This is a genomic window from Flavobacterium erigeronis (genome assembly GCF_054075165.1).
This window is the reverse complement of record NZ_JBSKGP010000007.1, coordinates 165,037-189,026: the sequence shown is the minus strand read 5'-3', so window position 1 is coordinate 189,026 and position 23,990 is coordinate 165,037. Positions and strand designations below refer to the sequence as shown.

The window sequence follows — 23,990 nt, the reverse complement described above, 5'->3', positions numbered from 1 at the left end:
TTCTACTATTTTGAAATTAATATAATGGTTCTAATGTCATCAAACTCAATTTCTGTGCCGTTTTCTAACGCGTCAGCAAAAACCAAATCATCTGTTAATGTCTCAGACTTAATATAGTCTTCATTTTTTGAAACTGCTTCTTCTAAAATGCCGTTTCGTTTTATTTGAACTTTAATCTTATCCGTAACCTCAAATCCTGAATCTTTACGAATGTTTTGTATTCTATTTACTAATTCTCTCGCGATACCTTCATTTTTTAATTCTTCGGAGATTGTAATGTCAAGCGCAACTGTTATTCCGTTTGAATTAGCAACCAGCCATCCTTCGATATCTTGTGATGTAATTTCTACATCTTCTAATGATAAAGTTACACTATTTCCTGCAATAACAATATCTAGCGTTCCTTGCTTGTCTAACTGATTGATCTGACCTGCAGAAAAACTTTGTATCTCCTTAGAAATCAACCCCATATCTTTACCAAAACGTGGTCCAAGAGCCTTAAAATTAGGCTTAATCTGTTTTACCAAAATACCAGAAGCATCGTCTAAAAGTTCAATTTCTTTAACGTTTACCTCAGCTTTTACTAAGTCAGAAATAGCTTCAATTTCAGCACGCTGATTGTCGTCAAGTACTGGAATCATTACCTTTTGCAGAGGTTGACGTACTTTGATCATCTCTTTTTTACGAAGTGATAAAACCAAAGAAGAGATCGTCTGCGCCTTCTGCATTTTGCTTTCCAACGTTTTATTAACAAAGTTTTCGACAAATTTTGGGAATTCTGCCAAGTGAACACTAGCAAAATCCTCTGTTCCCGTAGAAGTTGTTAAATCGCGGTACAATTTATCCATAAAAAATGGAGCCACTGGAGCGCTTAATTTGCTGATTGTAAGCAAACAAGTATAAAGCGTTTGGTAAGCTGCAATTTTATCTTTTGCATATTCTCCTTTCCAGAAACGGCGACGGCATAAACGAACGTACCAGTTACTTAAGTTTTCCTGAACGAAATCAGAAATGGCTCTTGTAGCTTTTGTTGGCTCGTAATCTTCGTAGCATTCGTCAACAAATTTTATTAATGAGTGCAATTCAGAAATAATCCATTGATCAATTTCCGGTCTTTCGTTTAACGGGATTTCAGCTTCTTCGTATTTAAATCCGTCGATGTTAGCATATAACGAGAAGAAAGAATAGGTATTGTATAATGTTCCAAAGAACTTACGTTTAACTTCAGCAATTCCTTCAAGGTCAAACTTTAAGTTATCCCACGGATTTGCATTCATAATCATATACCAACGCGTAGCATCTGGACCGTTTTCTGCAATGGTTTTAAATGGATCTATGGTATTTCCTTTACTCTTAGACATTTTAACCCCATTTTTATCTAAAACAAGACCGTTTGAAACTACGTTTTTGTATGCAATTTTATCAAAAACTAGAGTTCCGATTGCGTGAAGCGTGTAAAACCATCCACGTGTCTGGTCTACTCCTTCTGCAATAAAGTTTGCTGGAAAATCTTTGTTTTCATCAATTTTTTCTTTGTTTTCAAAAGGATAATGCCATTGTGCATAAGGCATTGCTCCAGAATCAAACCAAACGTCGATCAAATCGCTTTCACGCTTCATTGGCTGGCCAGAAGCAGAAACTAATGTTATTTGATCTACTACATTTTTATGCAAATCGATTAAATCATAATTTGATTCGTCCATATTTCCGATTTCAAATCCTTTAAATGGATTTTCTTTTTGGAAACCTGCTTCGATCGATTTCTCGATTGCATGGTACAATTCTTCAACAGAACCGATAATAATTTCTTCTTTTTTATCTTCTGTTCTCCAGATTGGTAACGGAATTCCCCAATATCTAGAACGAGATAAGTTCCAGTCGTTGGCATTTTTAAGCCAGTTTCCGAAACGTCCTTCACCAGTAGATTTGGGTTTCCAATTGATAGTTTCGTTCAGGTCGAACATTCTATCTTTTACGTCGGTTACTTTAATAAACCACGAATCTAATGGATAGTATAATAACGGCTCATCAGTTCTCCAGCTGTGTGGGTAACTGTGCACGTATTTTTCAACTTTAAAAGCTTTATTTTCTTCTTTTAAACGAATAGCGATTTCAACATCCACAGATTTCTCTGGAGCTTGCCCTGCATCGTAATATTCGTTTTTAACATATTTGCCAGCTAAATCACCAACATGCGAAGTGAATTTTCCTTGTAAATCAACTAAAGGAACTGCATTTCCATCTACATCCAGAACCAACATTGGCGGCACTTCTGGTTTTGCTTCTTTTGCTACTTTAGCATCATCTGCACCAAAAGTTGGAGCTGTATGTACAATTCCCGTTCCGTCTTCTGTAGTAACGAAATCTCCAGAAATTACTCTAAAGGCGTTCTCAGCATTTTCGTAAGGCAGTACATAAGGCAACAATTGCTCGTAACGGATTTCTACTAAATCTGCTCCTTTTGCTTCGGTTAAGATTTTATATGGCAGTTTTTTATCGCCATTTTTTACATTGTCAAAATCAGCGTCGTCTTCACTTAAGAAATAGCCTTTTCCAAATTGTTTTCCAACTAAGTTTTTAGCCAAAACCACATTGATTGGCTCAAAAGTATATTGATTGAAAGTTTTAACTAAAACATAATCGATTTTTGGACCAACTGTCAAAGCAGTGTTTGATGGAAGCGTCCAAGGAGTTGTCGTCCAAGCTAAAATGTGGATATCTCCAAAACCTTGCAAGAATGAAGGCAATGTTTCTGGCAATGTTTTAAACTGCGCTACAATCGTAGTATCTGTAACATCGCGGTAAGCTCCGGGCTGGTTTACTTCGTGAGAAGATAATCCAGTTCCTGCTTTGGGAGAATATGGCTGAATAGTGTATCCTTTGTACAACAAACCTTTATCGTAGATTTGTTTCAAAAGCCACCAAACCGATTCCATGTATTTTGGTTTATAAGTCACATACGGATCTTCCATATCTACCCAATAACCCATTTTTTCGGTCAAGTCATTCCATACGTCTGTATAACGCATAACGGTTTTTTTACACGCTTCGTTATATTCTTCGATAGAAATCGTTTTACCAATATCTTCTTTTGTAATTCCTAATTCTTTTTCGGTACCTAATTCTACAGGCAAACCGTGAGTATCCCATCCGGCTTTTCTTTTTACTTGAAAACCTTTTTGAGTTTTATATCTGCAAAAAATATCTTTAATCGCACGTGCCATTACGTGGTGAATTCCAGGTAATCCGTTTGCTGAAGGCGGACCTTCAAAAAATACGAAAGGCTCAGCGCCTTCGCGAGTTGTTACACTCTTTTCAAATATATTTTCTTTCTTCCAAAAATCAAGAACTTCAGACGCTACAGTTGGCAAGTCAAGTCCTTTGTATTCAGTAAATTTTGTACTCATTTTATCCTTTTCTTAAACGAGGTGCGAAAGTAAGAAATTTTGAACTATTGACCGCCAATTTCATTAAATTTCACAAAGTTTTGTTGAGAGAATAGATACAAAAACACAAGAATTGGTTACTTTCTGACATTATTCTCATTTTTCTGAGCTAATAAAATCAAAAAATAACCAATTCTAAAAATAGCTTTCTGCAAGCTTGTATCTTATTTGAATCCTCCGAAATAGACTTCTTTCATAAAAATTCTATTTCCAAAAACTGGATTTATCTCCACTTTTTCACGAGTTTCCTGATACAAAGTTTCACCGTTAAAATCTTCAATTTCATAATTAATCTTATGAGGGATTTTTCCAGAATTTAATCCTGCTACAGGGCGGTAATCACCAAATAATTTTCTCTCGAAAAAACTTTTATTACCATTATCAAATTCTGTTTTCTCAGTAGAAACAATATTGAAATTTTCTTTATCGATAAAAACGTGATAATCTGTTTTCGGAATTGTTCTGTTTCCAGAACTCAACGTTTTTTCAAAATAATTTAAATGATAGCACAATTTTCCTTCGTACATTTCTTCTCCTAAAATCTCAAAATTATTCCACAGATCAAGTCTTAAGTCTGTCAAAAAGTTTACTGGATCAACATTCTTAGACAAATTGCTATAATCGTATGCGGTTAACTTTGCCCATTTAGCATTTATACCTGTTTCACGATCGTCATGGCTCCATGCTTCTGGTCCATTTACTATTTCGTAATAAGCTTCAGGCATTTTTTTCTTTAGAAGATAATGCGACGTTGTTGCCCATTTTTCTTCTGTTTGAGGAATATTGGTTCCTTCTATCGAAATCTTAGAAAGCAAATGTGTTTTTTCTATTTTTTTCAAGGCTTGGCTTCCACCAAGATTATCGATTACTTTTGCCAAAAGATTTGCATTTAATTGATACGCTATTGAATCAAGCAAATTATGTCTTTGCATTTTAATCTTTTCCAGATAAGCTTCACGATTAGATTTTTCGATTTCCCATTCGGCATCCTGCTGTTGGATTTTTTCAAAAAAGGCTAATCGTTTTTCTTCTTTTTCTTCTGCTATTTTAAGCCCTAATTTTGCAAGATCGACAAATCTGTTTGTATGAGAACGTATTTTTTTGTCTACAAAATGCGCAGTCTCTACTCTTTTAATTATTGCCGAACCTCTCGAATCAAGTTTGTCATTTTCTATTAATAAATTCGCATACAACAAAGCTTTTTCTTTATTTTCAAGCAAGAAGTAAGTTAATGACAAATTGTTTGTTACAATGAATCTCATATACTCATTTGCAGCTGATGGTGGATATTTAACCAACAAGCTTTCTAAATACTGCAAATGCGGAGTCAATAATTTCTCATCCAAACCTTTTTCAAGTGTTACTTTCTCCATTTGAGCAGTAATTTCGTTTTCAAAAGCCTGCATTTGCTTGTATTCTGGATGCGATTTTGAGGTTACAAACTCAAATTTTTCTTTAGATTCATCAGTTGTGTAGGCTAATTTATAATTCAGGTAATTTTGAATTCTCTCAACAGATTGATAAATTACATCGTCAACACCAAGTTCTTCTGCAGTTGCATTAGCCTCTCTCTCTGCTTCTCTAATTTTTTTATTATTCGTACCAGCAATAACCTTAACTTCGTTCTTTTGATAGCTAGCACCTATTAAACTTGATTCTACATTATTAAAATCTTTAGACAAGATTATTTTATCAGCACATTTAACATCTACTTTAATATTGACATTAAAAACAGAAGAAGCCATAAATTGCCAGTTATTCTTCTTTTTGTCAAACGTACTGTCAATTCTGGTTTCATTAAATTTTGGCAGGCCAATGGTTAAGTAAATTTTTAACTTACCATTTGCAGGATCTTTTATAAACCCGTCTATATTAAAATATTTTTTCTTTAGTATAATTTCCTCTTGAACCAATTCTTTGTCTAATTGATAAAATGTTGTTTGTGTCAATACATTATCAAGCGCAGGAAATTCTGAATATTTAATTACCGGGATGTAAAATTTCTTTTTTTTAGAGCTTATTTTTTCTTGTGCTTGAATTGAACCAATTACAAGTAAAGCGATAAGGAGTAGTTTTTTTTTCATAGGCAAAAAAAAGCCATCAGAATCTGATCCTGATGGCCTTGTCTTTTTTTATTTTTCTTTCTTGTTGAAAATCTGAATTGACTTATCAGAAACATAAAAAATGTTCTGAGTCGCAGGATCCACTTCATAAATTGGCTTGTTGTTGTTGAAAATAATCTTATCAACTTCAACACCGTCAATTTTACTCACTTTTACAAGAATTTTTTCTCCAGAATCTGCTTTTGCAAAAATATAAGAGAAGTCTCTGTTTTGTTTCATCGCGTTGTAACGCTTGTCAAATTTAGCCGCTACTACACCTAGAGCCGCTGATCCAGCCGCATAAGTTTTTGCCTGATCCTTATTATGCTGATCTCCTTTTGCAACCACGGTTCTCATGTTACCATCAGCATCACGATATGTCATAGTCAAATCAGCACCTTTAACTGAACTTACTCCTGAACCAATTCCTAAACCAATACTTCCCGCAATTGCAGCACTTTTTAAAAGACGTCTTGTTCCTTCTCCTGGCTGTGAATAAGTATGGTGATATTTTACAGTACCATCCATATTTACTCCCATTACTTCAAGTGGTCCTGAAAGCACAACTCCCCAAGGAAATTGTTCGATACTGTTTAATTCTTTTTCTTTTTTGATATTAACTTTAGCAAATGGCTCTGGCTTATCGCTAATGCTTGGATCAAATTTGTATAATTTCTCATCATTATACACTAAGTAAGAATTTGTAGCTTCATCGTAAGTTGGTAAAACTGGACGGTCTTTTTCAAACTTAATATTACGTTTCCAAAGCTTAACTCCTGTTTTATAATCTACCATGTTTCCGTAAGTTCCTGTAAGGTACATTACTTTTTCACCCACTTTTCCTAAGTAGTAGATTGGATCTTCTTTATCATCAGAAATTTCGATGAATTTTTTCCAAAGCTTTTCTCCATCTTTATTGATCAACATCATTTCGTTTTCAGCAACATATAAGAAATCTTGGTCGATTGGAATTACTCTTTTCAAACCATCTCCACGAGCGTCTTTTTTCCAGATTTTCTCTCCAGAAGTTAAGTCATAAAAATTAAATCCGCTGTAGTGAGCCACTAAGATTTTTGTTCCCCAATCTTCAAGGTAAACTACTCTCTTAGTTTTGATTGATTCTTTCCAGATACTTTTTCCAGTTTCTGTATTCAATACATTTAAATACTGTTTTGAAGAGAAAGTTCCAGCATTATTTACTACAACAATATTTTTATCGTTTTGAGTTAAAAAGAATTTAGAATAATCTTCTTCCCCTTTCCAGTTTAACTTTCCTGTAGCTCTGTCAAAAGAATATAATTTTCCGTACAATAAATAGTAAATTACTGATCCGTGTACTGTAGCGATGTTTGTGTTTGCTGATTCTTTAAAAGAAAAACTAAACAATGATTTTGCTTTATCAACAGCTGTATTCCATTTCAATTCACCAGTAGTCATATCCAATAAAGCAATTGCCATATCGCCATCTTTTTTCAAAGTAAGTAAATACTCGTTTGTTTCAGGAATAAAATCTGATTGGGTAACCCAGAAAGACTCTTTTGCAGAATTATAAACTACTTTACCTGTATCAGTATTGATAATAAGGTATTTACTTTCAAGATAAGCTTCCACATATGGGCTTCCAGGAACATTAGTTAAAGTACTTTTATCCGCGAAAAGTTTTGTAAGATCTGTATCGCCAGCGATATCCAATACTGACCTACCTCCAAAATCTTCTTTAGTTAAAGTCCATACAATTTTTTTTATTTCAGGATCAAGTCCTTTAATAGATGAGCCTTCTTTAAAGACAACAACTCCAGTAACCCCATTCTGCACCAAATCTTGGACAGCATTTTCTGTTGTAACTATTTCATCATATTTTCTTTGGGCAATTGATGAAACCGTTACCGACAGAAGAAAAATAATCGAAAAAGTAATTTTCTTCATGGTAGATTTTTTTTTAAAATTAGTTGGTTTAGATATTTTTGAAATTTACTTTTTACCAAAAAGACATAATCCTTTAGTAAAAAAATACTGAGCAAATATATAAAAATAGAAATGCAGTTATGAAAAAATTTCTTTCAAAATATCAAGCGATTTCGGACTCTTAAACCCCTCTAAATGAGACGAATAATAGCTAATCAAAACTTTTAACAATATTTGTCTTTCAAGTACATGAAACACTTTTTGATCGTTATCAAATTTTAGTTCCAATAGTTTTTTAAATAAAGTCGTTTCATGCTCAGAAAGTGCGGTTGAAGTGTGGAAAACCGTAAAAATTCCTTCATTTATTTCAAAAAAAGGCAAATCTATATCGGAAGTATCAGGATAAAAGCCCAGATATTTTGTGATTTCTAAAAGCAAGATTAAGTGAAAATTTGAAATTTCATCGTGATGATCTAGCCAAGTAAGCGCCGTTTCTAAAAACAAAAAAAGCTGTTCATTTTTTTCTTCTTCTTGAATGGAATGATGCAACATTTCTGAAAGAAACATAACCATCGTACTTTTTACAATGTCAGTATGAATCGTCTGAAACGGAACAGCGCTTCTGATTTCTTTAAAATTCTCTAAAGTTCCTTTATTCTTATGAACAGCTTCTATCTCTAAAATCGAAAAAGGCTGAAAGTAAGCAATTTTCTGACTTGCCTTTCTGCTAGAAAAAGCGTCGCGCACAAAGTAAGATTTCAGTCCGCTTGAAAGTGTAAAGCATTTTACAATCAAGCTTTTTTCCTGAAATTTTAACGATGAAATTACTATGGCTTTGGTTTTGACGAGCACTTTTAATTTTAGATTTTAAATTGTGGATTTTAGATTTTGGCAATTCTCTAATTTTCTAATTGCCATATTATCTAATTATCATCACTTTTTTAACTTTAGTTTCTCCTCCATCTTCTGCTGAAATAAAAACCATATAAACCCCAGATGCCACTTTATATTTCCCAAAAGCAGTTGTATCCCACTCGATTGTTCCTCCAGAAGAGGTTATTTCGTAAACCAGATTTCCTTCAATATCTGTGATTTTGACATTTGCTTTATCAATCAATCCAGCAACTTTAACAGTTCCTGAATATGTTGGACGCACGGGATTTGGATAAACATAAACATTACTTAAATCGTCGTTTGCATCTGTTGCAATTCCGTTAAAAGAAACTAATCCTTTATTGGTTGCGATAAAAACTTCTCCTGTTTTAGCGTTTATTTTAATATCATTTACATAATTACTCGGCAATGGCGAATTATTTATTGTAAAATGATATTTCGTTTCCTGGCCATTTGGCGAAACCATAAAAATACCAGAATCTGCCGTTCCAATCCATTTATTATTTGCACCATCTACAGCTATAGAAGTAACAAACTGCTCATACAATAATTCTTGAGCCAAGTCGTCTTCGGTAATAATAATCGGATTTGCTTTTAATTGACTTTCCGATTGAAAACTCGAAACATTAGACAAAACTCTCAAACCTTTTGTCGTACCAATCCATAACTGATTTTTTGTATCTAAAGCTATCGATCTCACATCAGCAATTGGCAGATTACCTGCATCTACGCCAAAAGTCATTTTTTTGAATGTGTTGGTGCTCTCATTAAATCCAACAACTCCGCTTTTTAGAGTTCCAATCCATTTTACATTATTACGATCTATGGCTATACTTGAATAATTATCTTCTTCTGCATTGTCTAAAATCGAAGTCATTGCATAACTCCCCCACTGCCCATTTGTTTTTAAAACCTTTAGTCCGTTTTTGATACGGCTATTGGTTACCCAAAGATTTCCCGTTTTGTCAAAAGCCGTGGCATTGATGCGGACATCGATATAATTTAGGCCTTCAGTTGTAATGGACTCTAAACCGCTGTTTTTTTCATTATATAAAAAACTAGGCACATCATTTTCGACTTTCAATAATCCCGAAAAGAAAGAACTTGCATAAACCTGCTTCTCATTATTGGGATTAATCAAAACTCTTGTAATTGATTTTGCATCGTAAACTTCAGAATACGGGACATTCAACCACCCTGATGCATTATAACGGCTAATTCCGTAATTATCCAACGGATAAGGATTATAGGTAACATCATAATCTCCGTAAACTGTCCATAAAACATTTGAACCAGCGTCGATAGCAAAAATATTGTTTCGAACTGGGCCACTCGGTGTCGTATTTTCAAAAGCAGTAGCATTATTCAAATCAGAAAAAAACAGTCCTTTTTCTTTTGTTCCAATAAAAATCTGATTCCCAACTGCAGTTGCGCAGCTAAAATTCAAAGTATTATCCAAAACCTGCGAATTTGTAATTTGCCTATTTAACACCATCTGATTATTGTACACATAAACGGTATTGGCAGTTGTAATAAACAAATTATGATTTTTGGCTCTAGTATCAACGGCCGCTTGAGGCAATTGCAAAAAACCTACAAAGGCGTTTGAATTGAATCTATGAATGTATCCGGAAGTGTTTATGGCAATAAGTTCTGTATCTAAAGCCTCAACACTAGACCAATCTCCAGCATTTACAACCAACCATTGATTGTAATCTATAAGATTAGCACTCGCACTGTCTGCTTTTCTGATGCCACTTGATGTTGCTGCAAAAATAAAACCGTTAAACAATGTAGTTTGCTTTACACTAATTTCGGCACCGTTATCGCCAATAAAATAAGTATCGCCAAATTGCGAATTTTTAAGATTGAACTGAACAATTCCGAAATCGCAAGAAACATATATCAAGCCATTGCTTTCCATAAAATGGTTGATTTTTTTCGTATTTGCTGGCAATTGCTTATTAATTATATCAACCACTTTTAAAATGCTTCCGTCGGCATCATTAATCAAAATCATCAAACCATTTTCGTAACCGATGATTGTTTTTTTGAATGCTTCACTATAATAAACCGCAGAAATTGTCTGACCTGATAATCCATCAACGGTAGTGGTCGATTTAAGAACGTTTGTTGCTATATTTCTTGAAAACAATGCATTTTCTGAAGCCGCAAAAACAGCGGTAGTCGATTCTGAAACATCTTTTATTTCATTAAATGAAAAATATCCCTGCCAAGACAGTTTGCTTTGCGCCCCGCAAAACTGAATGAGAAGTAAAAAGAAACCGCAGAAAAATAGTTTTTTCATCATTTAATGTATTCGAATAGACAAATATACTACAAACGAGATTTTATTTAATTTTTAGTCCAAATAAAATACCCTCGATATCTTACGTAGATAACGAGGGTATTTCTAATTATTGTAATCTAATCTTAAACTACACCTTGTGCAAGCATAGCGTCGGCAACTTTTACAAATCCGGCAATGTTTGCTCCTTTTACGTAGTTCACATATCCGTCTTCTTCTGCACCGTATTTTTTACATTGATTGTGAATTCCGATCATGATTTCTTTCAATCTCAAGTCTACTTCTTCACTTGTCCAGTTTAAACGGATTGAGTTTTGTGTCATTTCTAATCCAGAAGCAGCAACCCCTCCAGCATTTGCAGCTTTTCCTGGTGCAAATAATACTTTATTGTCTAAGAAAAGTTTAATAGCATCTAGTGTAGAAGGCATATTTGCAGCTTCAGTCACACATAAAACGCCATTATCAATTAACTTTTGAGCATCTTCGCCATTCAATTCGTTTTGAGTAGCACAAGGAATTGCGATATCTACTTTTACTTCCCAAGGGCTTTTTCCTTTATGAAAAATAGCATTTGGATATTTCTCTAAGTATCTTTCTGCTTTATTATCTCCAGTAGCTCTCATTTCAAGCATGTGGTCGATTTTTTCTCCAGAAATTCCTTCTTCATCATAAATGTATCCGTCAGGACCAGAAATAGTAACTACTTTTCCGCCTAATTCATTTACTTTTAAAGCTACTCCCCAAGCCACATTTCCGAATCCAGAAATTGCAACTCTTTTACCTTTAATTTCGTGACCAATTGTACGAAGCATTTGATCTGTAAAGTAAACTACTCCATAACCAGTAGCTTCTGGTCTGATTAATGAACCTCCGTAAGCCAAACCTTTTCCAGTTAAAACTCCCGTAAATTCATTTCTGATTCTTTTGTACTGCCCGAATAAGTAACCAATTTCTCTTGCTCCAACACCAATATCTCCAGCAGGAACGTCAAGATCTGGACCAATATGGCGACATAATTCTGTCATGAATGACTGGCAGAAACGCATAATTTCAGCATCAGATTTTCCTTCTGGATCAAAGTCAGAACCCCCTTTTCCACCTCCCATAGGAAGTGTTGTCAAACTGTTTTTGAATACTTGTTCGAATGCAAGGAATTTCAAAACAGACAAGTTCACAGAATGATGGAATCTAATCCCTCCTTTGTAAGGCCCGATAGCAGAGTTCATTTGAATTCTGAAACCTCTATTTACAATGATTTCTCCTTTATCGTCTACCCACGGAACTCTAAAAATTATAGAACGTTCTGGTTCTGCAATTCTTAGAAGTATATTCTTGCCATCATACTTTTTACGCTCAGATATAAAAGGAATTACAGTTTCTGCAAATTCTCTAACTGCTTGAAGAAATTCTGGCTCATTTGGATTTTTTGACTCAACCAGAGCCATAAATTCATTTATTTTTTGTTCCATCTTTGAAATAAATTTTTCAGATAATTTAGCTTTAATTTTTACTCTTATAAAAATAAGAAATCATGTTTAAGAAAACGTTTTCGTTTTAACAGACAAAGATATATCAAATAATGATTCGATGTTACAATTTTCACTTTTTTGAAGCGATTTGTGTTTTTTTCAAACATTACAAAAAAACACATTTTACATGTAGGTGTTTACATGCAAATCACCTTTTAAAAGTTAGTAAATTAAGTATTTTGCTACTTATTTTTCAATACAGCAATTTTATATTTTGAATCGATTATGTTTTTTATATATTTGCCATGATTTGTAAGCCCTCAAAAATGTCTAAACCCCTATTTATCACATTACTTGCCTTGTTTGGCATCACCACTGCCGTATCAGCACAAGGACTAGCTCAAGAGATCGGAATCTACGCCGGACCCGTAACTTTACAGTCCGATTTTGGAGAAAGAAACAACTTTGATAATAACGTCGGAAACACAGGTTTTGGCATTGGAATCATGCACTTTATAAACTTTTCTGCTAACAACAATAGAGAAAACTTTTTTACAGAACATTTTAAAGTAAGATCTGATCTTTCTTATAGCAGAACCACTTTAAAACATCACGGTCAATGGGTTGAATATAAGCCTAACGGAGTATTTGCGACACAATTGAGAAATATGCACGCAAGTTCTAGTCTTGTAAATCTGGGTGCACAGATTGAATTTTCTCCTTTCATGAAAATTCACGATTTCGAAAATACAATTGGTAGCTTCAGTCCGTATGGTGCTTTAGGATTTCAAGTGAGCTATTATTCAACAAAAGTTGGATCTCATTTAGGAGACATTACACTACCTAATGTTACTCCAGGAAAATACTTAACCCCATCTGATGGACGTGCTCATGGATTTTCTACAGAAACGGGCATTGCTTTATCTGCAACCGCTGCTATTGGAGTTCATTACAAGTTAACAACAATGAGCGATTTAATGTTTGAAACTCGTTTCCAAATGTACAATTCAGACTGGATCGACGGATTAAATCCAAATAAGGATATTTATACTGAAAACAAATCTAACGATTGGCAGGTTTGGTTTAACTTTGGATACATTTACTATTTAGAATTCTAGATCTAAAATAAATTCCAATATAAAAATCCCAAATTCCAAAAGTAAAATTGGAGTTTGGGATTTTCGTTTATTAAGCATTTAAAAGAACCTGAAAGGTTCAAATATTTATAGAAAATTAATACGTGAGGTTATACGACCCCATCGGGGTCGCACTTATCTTGAAGAACAGATTGCTATAAATATTTGAATCCTTCGGATTCTATTTTGGTAACCGAAACTAAAATAACAAATCCCAAACTCCAATTTTACTTTTGGAATTTGGGATTTGTTATTTGGAATTTTCTATTAAGAAAGCGCTTGTTCTAAATCTGCAATTAAATCTTCTGCATCTTCAATGCCAACACTTAATCGAACCAAATCGTCGGTAATACCAACTTCAGCTCTTTTATCTGCAGGAATTGATGCATGCGTCATTAAAGCTGGATGATTGGCTAATGATTCTACTCCTCCAAGAGATTCAGCCAATGTAAACACTTTCAGCTTTTCTAAAAATGCGATAGAATCTTCTTTTTTTCCAGATTTAAAATCGAAAGAAACCATTCCGCCAAAAGCTTTCATTTGTTTTTTAGCGATTTCATGAAATGGATGGTTTTTTAAACCTGGGTAATAAACCGTTTTTATCTTCGGATGATTGCTTAAATATTCCACAACTTTTTCTCCGTTTTCGCAATGTCTCTGAACTCTTAAAGCCAAAGTTTTGATTCCTCTTAAAACCAAAAAGCTATCCATTGGTCCAAGTGTCGCTCCTGTAGCGAATTGCTGAAAATGCAATTGCTCACCAAGTGCTTCATCTTTTACGATAAGCGCTCCAGCAATAACATCTGAATGCCCACCTAAATATTTTGTTGCCGAATGCATTACAATATCAGCGCCTAAATCTAATGGCTTCTGTAAATACGGAGTCGCAAAAGTATTATCAACAGCAAGAAGTATTTTTTTCTCCTGAGTAATTTTTGCTATTTCCTGAATATCGGCCAACTTCATTAACGGATTTGTTGGTGTTTCTACCCAGATTAATTTCGTGTTTTCATTGATTAGGTTTTTCAGTTTTTCGATATTCGTCATATCAACAAAATGAAATTTAATACCTGAATCTTTATAAACACGAGAAAACATTCTGTAGGTTCCGCCATACAAATCATCCATTGCAATGATTTCGTCTCCTTCTTTGAAAGATCTCAAAACGCAGTCTGTAGCCGCAAGACCAGATGAAAATGCTAGTCCGCGAGTTCCGTTTTCAATACTTGCCAAAGCGTCTTCCAACGCGGTACGAGTCGGGTTCGAAGCCCTACTGTATTCATAATCTGCCAAGGGTTTTCCTGGACTTGTTTGTACAAATGTTGATGTTTGATACACCGGTGGCATAACTGCCCCAGTAGACGGATCATGATGCTGTCCTCCGTGTATAACTTTGGTATTGAATTTCATATAAATAAAATTTATTTTAAATATTTGTTCTCAACAAATTTGTTGATATTCGCGATTTTTTTGATTTATGTTTTAAAAATCGTAATTTTAGAATACAAATTTACCTTTTAATTTAATTTGTTCCAGCTCCTCTTCTTTTTCTTTTTATATAATTAACATTTCGTGACATGAAACAATATCCATTTTATATCTTTTTACTGCTTTTAATTTCGGGTTGCAATAAAGAACTTTCATTTGAAAAAGAGACATTTGAAGAGAAATCAAATCTTCCATGCGAGAAAGACTGCCCAGTAATTACAATGGAAATTCCAATCGCAAAAACTCAGAAAATAATAGCAGACAGCATTAATAAAAAGGTTTTTAATGTAATTAAAGAGATTGTCTTTTTTGGTGAAGATTCGGCAAAGGTTAACGATTATAAGTCATTGTCAAAATCATTTATTACTTCTTACGAAGAAATGCACCAAAAATTTCCTGAAGACACCTTTGGCTGGGAAGCTAAAATAATAGGAAATGTTGAATTTCAATCAGAACAGATTTTAAATCTGAAAATAGATCATTATACTTTTACAGGCGGTGCTCACGGATATCAAGGCTATCGCTCTTTATTATTTGATCGAAAAACTGGAAAAACGATTTTCAATAAGCAGTTATTTAAAAACGAAAACGAATTTAAGGCTTTCGCCGAAAAGACATTCAGAGCCAAATACAAAATACCTGAAAAAGCGAATATCAATGCAACAGGTTTAATGTTTGAAAATGATAAATTTCAACTGCCTCAAAACATCTTCTATACTTCTGACGGTTTACTTTTATTTTACAATTCGTATGAAGCCGCATCTTATGCAGACGGTCCAAAAGAGCTTTTATTTTCGTATGAAGAGGTAAAAAAATATTTGAATTTTCAATAAAATGGAATGTTAGACGCACTGCTGTCAGTCTCTACAAAAACCTCAGAACCTTAGTAGCTTAGAATCTCAGCACCTTTCCTCACTGTACATCATATTTCATTTTACGCAATACCCTTAAAGCCTCTTTAAAAGAAGAATACACATTTTTATACGGTTTCAAATATAATTTTGCGTCAATTAATTTCTGTCTTGCGTCTTCAAAACCATTTAAATAACAGATCATAAAAGTAGAAGGCAGATTTTCTAAATCTTTCATTTCGCGATCAGACAAAGCGATTTCCTTTTGAAGTTTCCCTAGCAAAGCCATATTGGAGTTATAAATATGATACAGCATTTTTCGGTTAAATTCTGGAGGCTGAAAAAGCATCTGACGATCAATTTTATAATAACCGTTGTCAAAAAAATGAATAGTTTGTTCTTCTAACGGATAGTAGCTTGTTTTGTCATTTAATCCTAAAGGAACATATTCGGTAATGGTAAAACTATCTTCATTATAGAAAATAGTAACAACATCTTGAGCCGAATAAAAAAGTTTAATCTGTTCGTTTATCAACTCAATGTCAACCCTTGATAAATAAGTTTTATCCCGTAATTTTTTAGGAACTCCAGCCCAACAAATGACAAATAATTCTTTAAAAACACGATATTTCGGAGACATATCTTTATGTCTGAAATTCATAAAATCGATAACACCGTCTAGAGTATATTGAATACTGTTTCTAGAGCTATTTTCAATTCCAATTACCGTTTCTGTATTCTGATTGTTTTTTTCAACTTCCTCATATTCTTCTAACGGAATCGAATTACTCCCACGTCTCACAAAAATACTATTGGCCAAAATGGTATGAATTCCTTTTTTAAAATAAGAAATTTTGCTTTTGGGTTTAATTGTAACCAAACCAATTACTTTATCTTTTGGAAGATTAGGAAAAGGGACATTTTCGTATTGAATTTTGGGAGGATTTTCTAGAAAAGCATTTACAAGATTTTGGATTCGGCTATCATCAAAGAAATCATCGCCGACAATTTCATTATCCTGATCTTCGACTCCAACAACGATATAGGAATTATTATTTGGGTTCGAATTAGATAATGCGCAAATGTGTTTTAAGAATTTGCCTTTTCCTTCTCGTGAATGAAGATTCAACTGCCTTTTTTTATCATAAAAACTGCTCTCGTCATTATGAGCGAGGAGATTTTTAATTAAAAGGCGTTTATTGATCATTCTCTCTTTTTTTGTTTGCCACTAATTACACTAATTCCACAAATTTTATTTTTTAAAACACATAGAATCATAGATTGTTGAAATCTATAAAAAGGCGTTTCACTTATCACAACAAACATAGCTATGTGAATTCATGCTAAATGAAATGCCTTTCAACACAAAGAAAATCTATGTTTCTATGTGTTTAAAAAACTTTGCGCCTTTGCGTCTTTGCGCGAAACATCAACTAGACATTCTTCTTGACAATCGTCGAAGAAGCCTGCGCGGTACTCATTACAACCAAATCGGCAATATTTACATGATACGGTCTCGAAACCACAAAATGAATGATATCGGCAATATCTTCTGCTATTAAAGGAGTGAATCCTTTATACACATTTGCTGCGCGATCGGCGTCTCCTTTAAAACGAACTTCGCTAAATTCTGTTGCAACCATTCCTGGATGAATACCTCCGACTCTAATTCCAAACGGATTCAAATCGATTCGCATTCCAGCCGTAATCGCATCAACCGCATGTTTAGAACCGCAATACACATTTCCGTTTGGATAAACTTCTTTTGCAGCAGTCGAACCAATATTGATAATATGGCCCGATTGTCTTTCGACCATTTGCGGAATTATCGCTTTTGAAACATACAGCAGTCCTTTCACATTAATATCAATCATCGCATCCCAATCGTCCAAATCTCCATTCTGGATCGGATCTAAACCGTGGGCATTCCCTGCATTATTAATCAATATATCTATAACGGAAAAATCTGTTGGTAAAGTACTTATTTTTTTCAGAACTTCTTCTTTATCACGAACATCAAATTGTAAAGAATGAACTTCTGTAAAAGCGGATAGTTCTTTTTGCAGTTCTTCTAAACGGTCTTGACGTCTTCCGCAAAGCACTACTTTATAATTATTTTTGGCTAGAATCTGTGCTGTTGCCTTCCCGATTCCGCTGGTTGCTCCAGTAATTAAAGCTGTTTTTTTCATTGTTGGATTATTTTTTTAACACATAGAGACATAGTTTTTCTTTGCCCAGAAGGCATTTCATTTTACATCAATACACATAGCTATGTGTAAGTGAAACGCTAAAACCTTCTTTAAAAAACTCAAAAAATCTATGTTTCTATGTGTTTATATTTTTTGCCACAGATTAAAGGATTAAAATGATTTATAATCTGTGCTAATTCTTTTATCCCGATAGCTATCGGGAGTGGCAAACATTTTTTTTGCTTAAAGCGAATGATAAAATCTAGATAAACTGATCACTAAAAACTGAACTCTGAACACTTAAAAATTAAGGCACATCGTCGCCCATACTTTCTGTCCAGATGGCAAACCAGTCTTGAGTATCCATATCCAATTCTACAGCTTTCATCAAAGATTGAATTCTGGCAATATTAACAGTTCCCGCAATCGGAATTATTTTTGCCGGATGTTTTAAAATCCATGCTAATAATAAAGTATCAGAACCTAAATGATATTTTTCTACTAATTCCGAAAACAGCTTTTTCAAACGGCGTGTTTTTTTAGTATCTTCTCTAAAAACAGTTCCAAGCGGATTCCAAGACAACGGACGAATGCCGTGTGTTTGCATATAATCCAAACTTCCATCTGTCATTGCTTCATAATGAGTAGCAGAAAATTGCACTTGATTGTAGCTAACTTCTGTTTTACTGCGGATTAATTCTGTTTGAGAACTTGTAAAATTTGAAAGTCCGAAATCAATAATTTTTCCTTCTCCTTTTAATTTCTCAACCGCTTCTGCAATTTCATCAGCCTGCATTAACGGACTCGGTCTATGTAAAAGAAAAACATCTACATAATCTGTTTTTAAATTTTTCAAAGATTTTTCTACAGACTTAATAATATAGTCTTTAGAATAATCGTAATGTTTAACTTTGTTTTCAGGACGCTTGTCAGCAATCATCTGAATACCGCACTTGGTAATTAATTGTAATTTTTCACGATCTATTTTACTAGCGTGAAAGGCTTTTCCAAAATCGGCTTCGGTCGTATACGAACCGTAAATATCCGCGTGATCAAAAGTCGTAATTTTGTTTTCGATACTTACTTGTATCATATTTTCCATTTCTTTGGTTGTAAGGTTTTTATCCCAAACTCCCCAATTCATAGTGCCCGAAATTATAGGCGATAAGACTGTTTTGCTCATAATAATTATGCGTTATTTTTGGTAATAAATATGCTTTGTAAAAACATATTCATCAAAGTTCTTAAAAATATAAAAATAGATTCACAATTAGTCCTTAAAATTAGGTCATTGGTCGAAGTTTTAACCATTCTTTAACATCTTACTTCTCAAAAAATATTCAATTTGCACTCTCAAAAATTAGGCGTAAAAATCAAGGTTTTAAAAATATTTATATGGAAGAAAATACAACGACTTTAGACATTAGAGCGATAAATGAAAAAATTGAAAGAGAAAGTGCTTTTATAGACCTTCTTACAATGGAAATGAACAAAGTTATTGTGGGTCAGAAACATATGGTCGAGCGTCTATTGATCGGATTACTTGGACAAGGGCATATTTTATTGGAAGGAGTTCCTGGTTTGGCAAAAACTTTAGCCATCAACACGCTTTCTCAAGCGGTTCAAGGATCTTTCAGCCGTATCCAGTTTACACCAGATTTATTACCTGCCGATGTTATCGGAACCATGATTTACAACATTAAAGCAAACGAGTTCTCTATTAAAAAAGGACCAATTTTCGCCAATTTCGTACTTGCCGATGAGATTAACCGTGCTCCAGCAAAAGTTCAATCTGCACTTTTGGAGGCCATGCAGGAGAAACAAGTTACTATTGGAGACACTACTTTCAAATTAGATCGTCCGTTTTTAGTATTAGCAACTCAAAACCCAGTGGAGCAAGAAGGAACATACCAATTGCCAGAAGCGCAGGTTGACCGTTTTATGCTAAAAACTGTAATTGATTATCCAAAAATTGACGAAGAGCGTTTTGTAATTCGCCAAAACCTAAAAGGATCTTACGAAAAAGTAAATCCTGTAGTTTCTGTAGATCAGATTTTACGTGCGCAAGAAGCAGTTCGTGAAGTTTATATGGATGAAAAAATCGAGAAATATATTCTTGATATTATTTTTGCTACACGTTACCCAGAAAAATACAAATTAGCCGATTTAAAACCGCTTATCAGCTTTGGAGCTTCTCCTCGTGGAAGTATCAATTTGGCTAATGCTGCAAAATGCTACGCTTTTATCAAACGTCGCGGTTATGTAATTCCAGAAGACGTTCGTGCCGTTGTTCACGATGTATTACGTCACAGAGTTGGAATCACATATGAAGCAGAAGCAGAAAACATTACTTCTGTAGACATTATCAACAAAATCGTTAACGAGATTGAGGTACCTTAATAAATTTTAGATTTTTTTGATTGTAGATTTTAGATTAATCTGCAGTCTAAAAAGAATTTAAAAAAGAATTTTTTAAATTCTTGGAATCTAAAATCTAAAATCTAAAATCTGCAATCCGAAAAAATGGATACAAAAGAGCTTTTAAAAAAAGTACGGAAAATAGAAATCAAAACGAAGAGACTGAGTAATCATATCTTTTCTGGAGAATACCACTCTTCATTTAAAGGACGAGGAATGACGTTTAGCGAGGTGCGTCAATACCAATACGGAGATGATATTCGTAACATCGATTGGAATGTGACCGCACGCTATAACGAAGCTCACGTTAAAGTATTTGAAGAAGAACGCGAATTAACCATGGTTTTAATGGTCGATATTTCGGGTTCTGAATCCTTTGGTTCTAAAAATCAATTCAAAAAAGACATCGTAACCGAAATTGCGGCAACGATGGCTTTTTCGGCTACACAGAATAATGACAAAATTGGTTTGATCTTATTTTCTGATACTATAGAATTATATATTCCGCCAAAAAAAGGACGTTCGCACGTACTTCGCATCATTCGTGAATTGATTGAATTTGAACCAAAAAGCCACAAAACCGATATCGCTCAAGCTTTAAAGTTTCTGTCTGGAACTCAAAAAAAGAAAGCCATCATTTTCATGATTTCCGATTTTATGTCTGATGCTTATGAGCATACTTTAAAAATTGCTTCTAAAAAACATGACATTACAGGCGTTCGTGTCTATGACATTCGCGAAGAAAAAATTCCAAATTTAGGAATGGTGCACATGCTGGATGCCGAAACAGGTCAAATACAGTTGGTAGATACAAGTTCGAAAACTGTTCGCATGAATTACGAAAAACATTATCAGGAAAAACTGAATTACTTTAAAGATACTTTTCGTAAATCGGGCGCTGGAATTGTCAACACCAGAGTTGACGAAAATTACGTAACGAAATTATTAGGCTATTTCAAATCAAGATAAATATAATTTTAGATTGTGGATTTTACATTTTAGATTTGAAAATCGAAAAAAAGTAATTTCTGCTTCTATCAAAAAACAAAAAAACGTTTAAATCTGTAGATGCAAATTTATTTTTTAAACATCATTTTAGACCAAAATCTGAAAGCTCAAAACAAATGAAATTTAGACTTTATATATTTTTATTGCTTTTTTCTACTATGACTTTTGCCCAGCAAAAACAGGTAGAAACGAGTATTGATACCACCAAAAATAAGATTGGTGCTGAGTTCAAGCTGACGCTAAAAACGGTTGTAAGCTCTAAATCTAAAGTTGAATTTCCAAAACTTAAAAATATTGGCCCGTTAGAAGTCATTCAATCTTATCCAATTGATACAGTTAAGAAAGATGACACTTACGAGCTGGTAAAAAAATATGGTTTAACGCAATTTGATTCTGGCCGTTACACCATTCCAAGCATCAAAATTTTAATCGACAAAAAGCCTTTTTACAGTGATTCACTTAAAGTGGAAGTTGCTAATGTAAAAGTGGATACTTTACAGCAGAAAATGTACGACATCAAAGATATTACTTCCGCTGATGAAGGAATGGGAACTTGGTGGATTTACGCTTTAATTGTTTTAGCCATTCTAGGAATTGGTGCTTTCGTTTATTGGTACGTTAAAAAACGCCAGCTGAAAAAAATCGAAGAAGAGGTTTATAAAACGCCAATCGAAAAAGCGACTAGTTTATTAAACAATCTAGAGCAGAAAGAACTGGTTCAAAAAGGCGAAATCAAAGAATACTATAGTGAACTGACAGATATTGCTAGAAATTATATCGAAGAAGCCATTCACATTCCAGCAATGGAGAGTACAACTTCTGAGTTAATTACTGCAATTAGAGAAGCTTCTACCAAAAAGAAAATGACGTTAACTCCAGAAACAGTTGAAAATCTAGAGCGCGTTTTACGTCAGGCCGATTTGGTAAAATTTGCGAAATCTAAACCGCTTGATTTTGAAATTACTGATGATAGAAATAAAATTCAGAAAGTAATTTTAACGCTTGATAACGCTATTCCAACTGAAGTTCCAGAAGAAATTGAAGATCAGTTATTGAACGAAGCGCAAAGACAAAAACAAATTAAGGAACAACTTCGCAAAAAACGTAATGCTAGAATTGGCTACGCTGTTGCGGCTACCATACTTTTATTATTTGCTACAACGACTTTCTTTGTTGTTACCAAAGGATTCAATTATGTAAAAGATAATATAATTGGACATCCTTCGAAAGAATTATTAGAAGGTGAATGGGTAAAAAGCGCTTACGGAAGTCCTGCAGTTCTTATTGAAACTCCAAAGGTTTTAAAAAGAATGGACGCGCAAAAAACACTTCCAAAAGAAGCAATGGCACTTATTAAAGAAATGCAACTTTTCGCATACGGAAGCATGATTGACAATTTTTATGTAACCGTTTCAACATCTAAATTTAAACAGCCAACCGAGATTGATTTAAATAAAACCTTAGAAGGCACTATTAAAATTATTGAGGCTCAAGGCGGACAAAATATTATCGTAAAACAAGAAGATTTTCAAACTAATGAAGGCATTCAGGGTGTAAAAGGTTACGGAACAATGACAATTTTGAACCCGACAACAAAATCGAGTACAAAAGCATATTATGAATTGCTTCTTTTCAAACAAGATCAAGGTTTACAGCAAATTATGATTTTGCACGAAGAAGGCGATACGTATGCAAATGAAATCACGACCCGAATATTAAATTCTGTTGAACTTCAAAGAGCAAGCAACTAATGAATAAGATCACTTTTTTAAATCCAGAGTTTCTTTGGTTGTTTCTATTAATTCCGATTGCAGTAATCTGGTTTTTCTGGAAACGCAACCAGCAGTCGGCTACTTTAAAAATGAGTTCTACGGCGGGTTTCAAAAACAGCGAATCTTTTTGGACAAAATTCAAACCTTGTCTTTATGTGTTTAGAGTTTTGGCGTTAAGTTCATTAATTATCGCATTGGCTCGACCAAGAACTGTAGACATAAGCAATCAGACTAAAACCACAAAAGGAATTGATATTGTAATGGCAATTGACGTTTCTGGATCTATGCTCGCAAAAGATTTGAAACCGAATCGTATGGAAGCTTTAAAAAGAGTTGCCGCCGATTTCGTTGAAGAAAGACCAAATGACCGTATCGGATTGGTTTTATACGCATCTGAAGCTTATACCAAAACTCCTGTTACAAGTGATAAAGCGATTATTCTTGAAGCTATAAAAGAAATTAAATACGATAATGTACTCCAAGACGGAACCGGAATTGGAATGGGATTGGCAACTGCCGTAAATCGTTTGAAAGACAGCAAAGCAAAAAGCCGAGTTATCATTCTTTTGACGGATGGTGTAAATAATGCCGGTTTTATTGAACCAGAAACTGCCGCAGACATTGCAAAACAATACGGAATAAAAGTATATACGATTGGTTTAGGAACAAATGGTATGGCTTCATCACCATACGCTTACGGACCAAACGGAGGATTTTTATTCAAAATGCAAAAAGTGGAAATCGATGAGCGATTAATGAAAAGTATTGCACGCAAAACCGACGGAACATATTTTAGAGCAACAAGCAATGATAGATTAGCCGAAATATATAATGCAATTAACAAACTGGAGACAACAGAAATTCAGGAATTGAAATTCTATGATTATGACGAGAAATACAGAGGTTTTGTTTTATTTGCTGGCTTGTTATTATTATTAGAAGTTGGATTAAGAAACACAGTTTATAGAAGCTTCATTTAATTTTAGATTAAAAAAATCTAAAAT

The 23,990-nt window shown here is 34.0% G+C and carries 16 protein-coding genes; 6 read left to right on the top strand and 10 right to left on the bottom strand.

Going from position 1 to position 23,990, the window contains the following annotated elements; all coding sequences use genetic code 11:
- Nucleotides 1–5 precede the first annotated feature (5 nt).
- The 6 genes from ileS to gdhA all read right to left on the bottom strand — a co-directional run bounded on the left by ileS (nucleotide 6) and on the right by gdhA (nucleotide 12,124).
- Entirely contained in the window at nucleotides 6–3,407 is a 3,402-nt protein-coding gene (gene ileS / locus ACWA1F_RS15020) for an isoleucine--tRNA ligase (protein WP_456894682.1), read from the bottom strand.
- 203 nt (nucleotides 3,408–3,610) lie between these two features.
- Complete coding sequence (locus tag ACWA1F_RS15015) at nucleotides 3,611–5,530, bottom strand: hypothetical protein (protein WP_456894680.1); 1,920 nt, start codon at nucleotides 5,528–5,530, stop codon at nucleotides 3,611–3,613.
- Nucleotides 5,531–5,578: 48 nt separating this feature from the next.
- Entirely contained in the window at nucleotides 5,579–7,474 is a 1,896-nt protein-coding gene (locus ACWA1F_RS15010; RefSeq protein ID WP_456894678.1) for an outer membrane protein assembly factor BamB family protein, read from the bottom strand.
- 117 nt (nucleotides 7,475–7,591) lie between these two features.
- Nucleotides 7,592–8,305 carry a DNA repair protein RecO gene (gene recO, locus ACWA1F_RS15005; RefSeq protein WP_306153506.1) on the bottom strand — a complete coding sequence of 238 codons (714 nt, stop codon included), beginning with the start codon at nucleotides 8,303–8,305 and terminating at the stop codon, nucleotides 7,592–7,594.
- 67 nt (nucleotides 8,306–8,372) lie between these two features.
- A complete protein-coding gene (porZ, locus tag ACWA1F_RS15000) occupies nucleotides 8,373–10,655 on the bottom strand; it encodes a type IX secretion system anionic LPS delivery protein PorZ (RefSeq protein WP_456894976.1) in 2,283 nt (760 codons plus the stop codon).
- A gap of 125 nt (nucleotides 10,656–10,780) precedes the next feature.
- Complete coding sequence (gdhA, locus tag ACWA1F_RS14995; protein ID WP_306153508.1) at nucleotides 10,781–12,124, bottom strand: NADP-specific glutamate dehydrogenase; 1,344 nt, start codon at nucleotides 12,122–12,124, stop codon at nucleotides 10,781–10,783.
- Between the two features lie 326 nt (nucleotides 12,125–12,450).
- Here gdhA and ACWA1F_RS14990 point away from each other — a divergent pair, with 326 nt between their 5' ends.
- Nucleotides 12,451–13,242 (top strand): THC0290_0291 family protein, encoded by a 792-nt coding sequence (locus ACWA1F_RS14990; RefSeq protein ID WP_306153511.1) that lies wholly within the window; start codon nucleotides 12,451–12,453, stop codon nucleotides 13,240–13,242.
- A gap of 285 nt (nucleotides 13,243–13,527) precedes the next feature.
- Here the strand turns inward: ACWA1F_RS14990 and ACWA1F_RS14985 are convergent, their stop codons facing one another.
- Nucleotides 13,528–14,670 (bottom strand): cystathionine gamma-synthase, encoded by a 1,143-nt coding sequence (locus ACWA1F_RS14985; protein WP_456894675.1) that lies wholly within the window; start codon nucleotides 14,668–14,670, stop codon nucleotides 13,528–13,530.
- A gap of 167 nt (nucleotides 14,671–14,837) precedes the next feature.
- Between ACWA1F_RS14985 and ACWA1F_RS14980 the strand changes: the two genes are divergently transcribed.
- Nucleotides 14,838–15,581 carry a DUF3298 and DUF4163 domain-containing protein gene (locus ACWA1F_RS14980; RefSeq protein ID WP_456894673.1) on the top strand — a complete coding sequence of 248 codons (744 nt, stop codon included), beginning with the start codon at nucleotides 14,838–14,840 and terminating at the stop codon, nucleotides 15,579–15,581.
- Between the two features lie 79 nt (nucleotides 15,582–15,660).
- On the opposite strand, the gene ACWA1F_RS14975 is transcribed toward ACWA1F_RS14980, so the two are convergent.
- From ACWA1F_RS14975 to ACWA1F_RS14965, 3 genes are all read right to left on the bottom strand, one after another.
- A complete protein-coding gene (locus ACWA1F_RS14975) occupies nucleotides 15,661–16,806 on the bottom strand; it encodes an ATP-binding protein (protein WP_306153520.1) in 1,146 nt (381 codons plus the stop codon).
- Between the two features lie 226 nt (nucleotides 16,807–17,032).
- The gene (locus ACWA1F_RS14970) at nucleotides 17,033–17,788 is read right to left on the bottom strand and encodes an SDR family NAD(P)-dependent oxidoreductase (protein ID WP_306153522.1); all 756 of its coding nucleotides are present in this window, start codon (nucleotides 17,786–17,788) and stop codon (nucleotides 17,033–17,035) included.
- A gap of 307 nt (nucleotides 17,789–18,095) precedes the next feature.
- Nucleotides 18,096–18,971 carry an aldo/keto reductase gene (locus ACWA1F_RS14965; protein WP_456894671.1) on the bottom strand — a complete coding sequence of 292 codons (876 nt, stop codon included), beginning with the start codon at nucleotides 18,969–18,971 and terminating at the stop codon, nucleotides 18,096–18,098.
- Between the two features lie 212 nt (nucleotides 18,972–19,183).
- Between ACWA1F_RS14965 and ACWA1F_RS14960 the strand changes: the two genes are divergently transcribed.
- The 4 genes from ACWA1F_RS14960 to ACWA1F_RS14945 all read left to right on the top strand — a co-directional run bounded on the left by ACWA1F_RS14960 (nucleotide 19,184) and on the right by ACWA1F_RS14945 (nucleotide 23,966).
- Nucleotides 19,184–20,188, top strand: coding sequence for an AAA family ATPase (locus ACWA1F_RS14960; protein WP_142451507.1), 1,005 nt, complete (start codon nucleotides 19,184–19,186; stop codon nucleotides 20,186–20,188).
- 123 nt (nucleotides 20,189–20,311) lie between these two features.
- Nucleotides 20,312–21,175, top strand: a complete 864-nt coding sequence (locus tag ACWA1F_RS14955; protein ID WP_456894668.1) for a DUF58 domain-containing protein — start codon at nucleotides 20,312–20,314, stop codon at nucleotides 21,173–21,175.
- 155 nt (nucleotides 21,176–21,330) lie between these two features.
- Entirely contained in the window at nucleotides 21,331–22,965 is a 1,635-nt protein-coding gene (locus ACWA1F_RS14950) for a phenylalanine--tRNA ligase subunit alpha (protein WP_456894667.1), read from the top strand.
- On the top strand, nucleotides 22,965–23,966 hold the full coding sequence (locus ACWA1F_RS14945; protein ID WP_306153533.1) for a vWA domain-containing protein: 1,002 nt from the start codon (nucleotides 22,965–22,967) through the stop codon (nucleotides 23,964–23,966). Before ACWA1F_RS14950 ends, ACWA1F_RS14945 begins: the two co-directional genes overlap by 1 nt.
- Nucleotides 23,967–23,990 lie beyond the last annotated feature (24 nt).

Bases quoted from the DNA above. Each gene is read 5' to 3' on its own strand.
- ileS (WP_456894682.1), bottom strand. From the start codon at position 3,407: ATGAGTACAAAATTTACTGAATACAAAGGACTTGACTTGCCAACTGTA.
- ACWA1F_RS15015 (WP_456894680.1), bottom strand. From the start codon at position 5,530: ATGAAAAAAAAACTACTCCTTATCGCTTTACTTGTAATTGGTTCAATT.
- ACWA1F_RS15010 (WP_456894678.1), bottom strand. From the start codon at position 7,474: ATGAAGAAAATTACTTTTTCGATTATTTTTCTTCTGTCGGTAACGGTT.
- porZ (WP_456894976.1), bottom strand. From the start codon at position 10,655: ATGAAAAAACTATTTTTCTGCGGTTTCTTTTTACTTCTCATTCAGTTT.
- gdhA (WP_306153508.1), bottom strand. From the start codon at position 12,124: ATGGAACAAAAAATAAATGAATTTATGGCTCTGGTTGAGTCAAAAAAT.
- ACWA1F_RS14990 (WP_306153511.1), top strand. From the start codon at position 12,451: ATGTCTAAACCCCTATTTATCACATTACTTGCCTTGTTTGGCATCACC.
- ACWA1F_RS14985 (WP_456894675.1), bottom strand. From the start codon at position 14,670: ATGAAATTCAATACCAAAGTTATACACGGAGGACAGCATCATGATCCG.
- ACWA1F_RS14980 (WP_456894673.1), top strand. From the start codon at position 14,838: ATGAAACAATATCCATTTTATATCTTTTTACTGCTTTTAATTTCGGGT.
- ACWA1F_RS14975 (WP_306153520.1), bottom strand. From the start codon at position 16,806: ATGATCAATAAACGCCTTTTAATTAAAAATCTCCTCGCTCATAATGAC.
- ACWA1F_RS14970 (WP_306153522.1), bottom strand. From the start codon at position 17,788: ATGAAAAAAACAGCTTTAATTACTGGAGCAACCAGCGGAATCGGGAAG.
- ACWA1F_RS14965 (WP_456894671.1), bottom strand. From the start codon at position 18,971: ATGAGCAAAACAGTCTTATCGCCTATAATTTCGGGCACTATGAATTGG.
- ACWA1F_RS14960 (WP_142451507.1), top strand. From the start codon at position 19,184: ATGGAAGAAAATACAACGACTTTAGACATTAGAGCGATAAATGAAAAA.
- ACWA1F_RS14955 (WP_456894668.1), top strand. From the start codon at position 20,312: ATGGATACAAAAGAGCTTTTAAAAAAAGTACGGAAAATAGAAATCAAA.
- ACWA1F_RS14950 (WP_456894667.1), top strand. From the start codon at position 21,331: ATGAAATTTAGACTTTATATATTTTTATTGCTTTTTTCTACTATGACT.
- ACWA1F_RS14945 (WP_306153533.1), top strand. From the start codon at position 22,965: ATGAATAAGATCACTTTTTTAAATCCAGAGTTTCTTTGGTTGTTTCTA.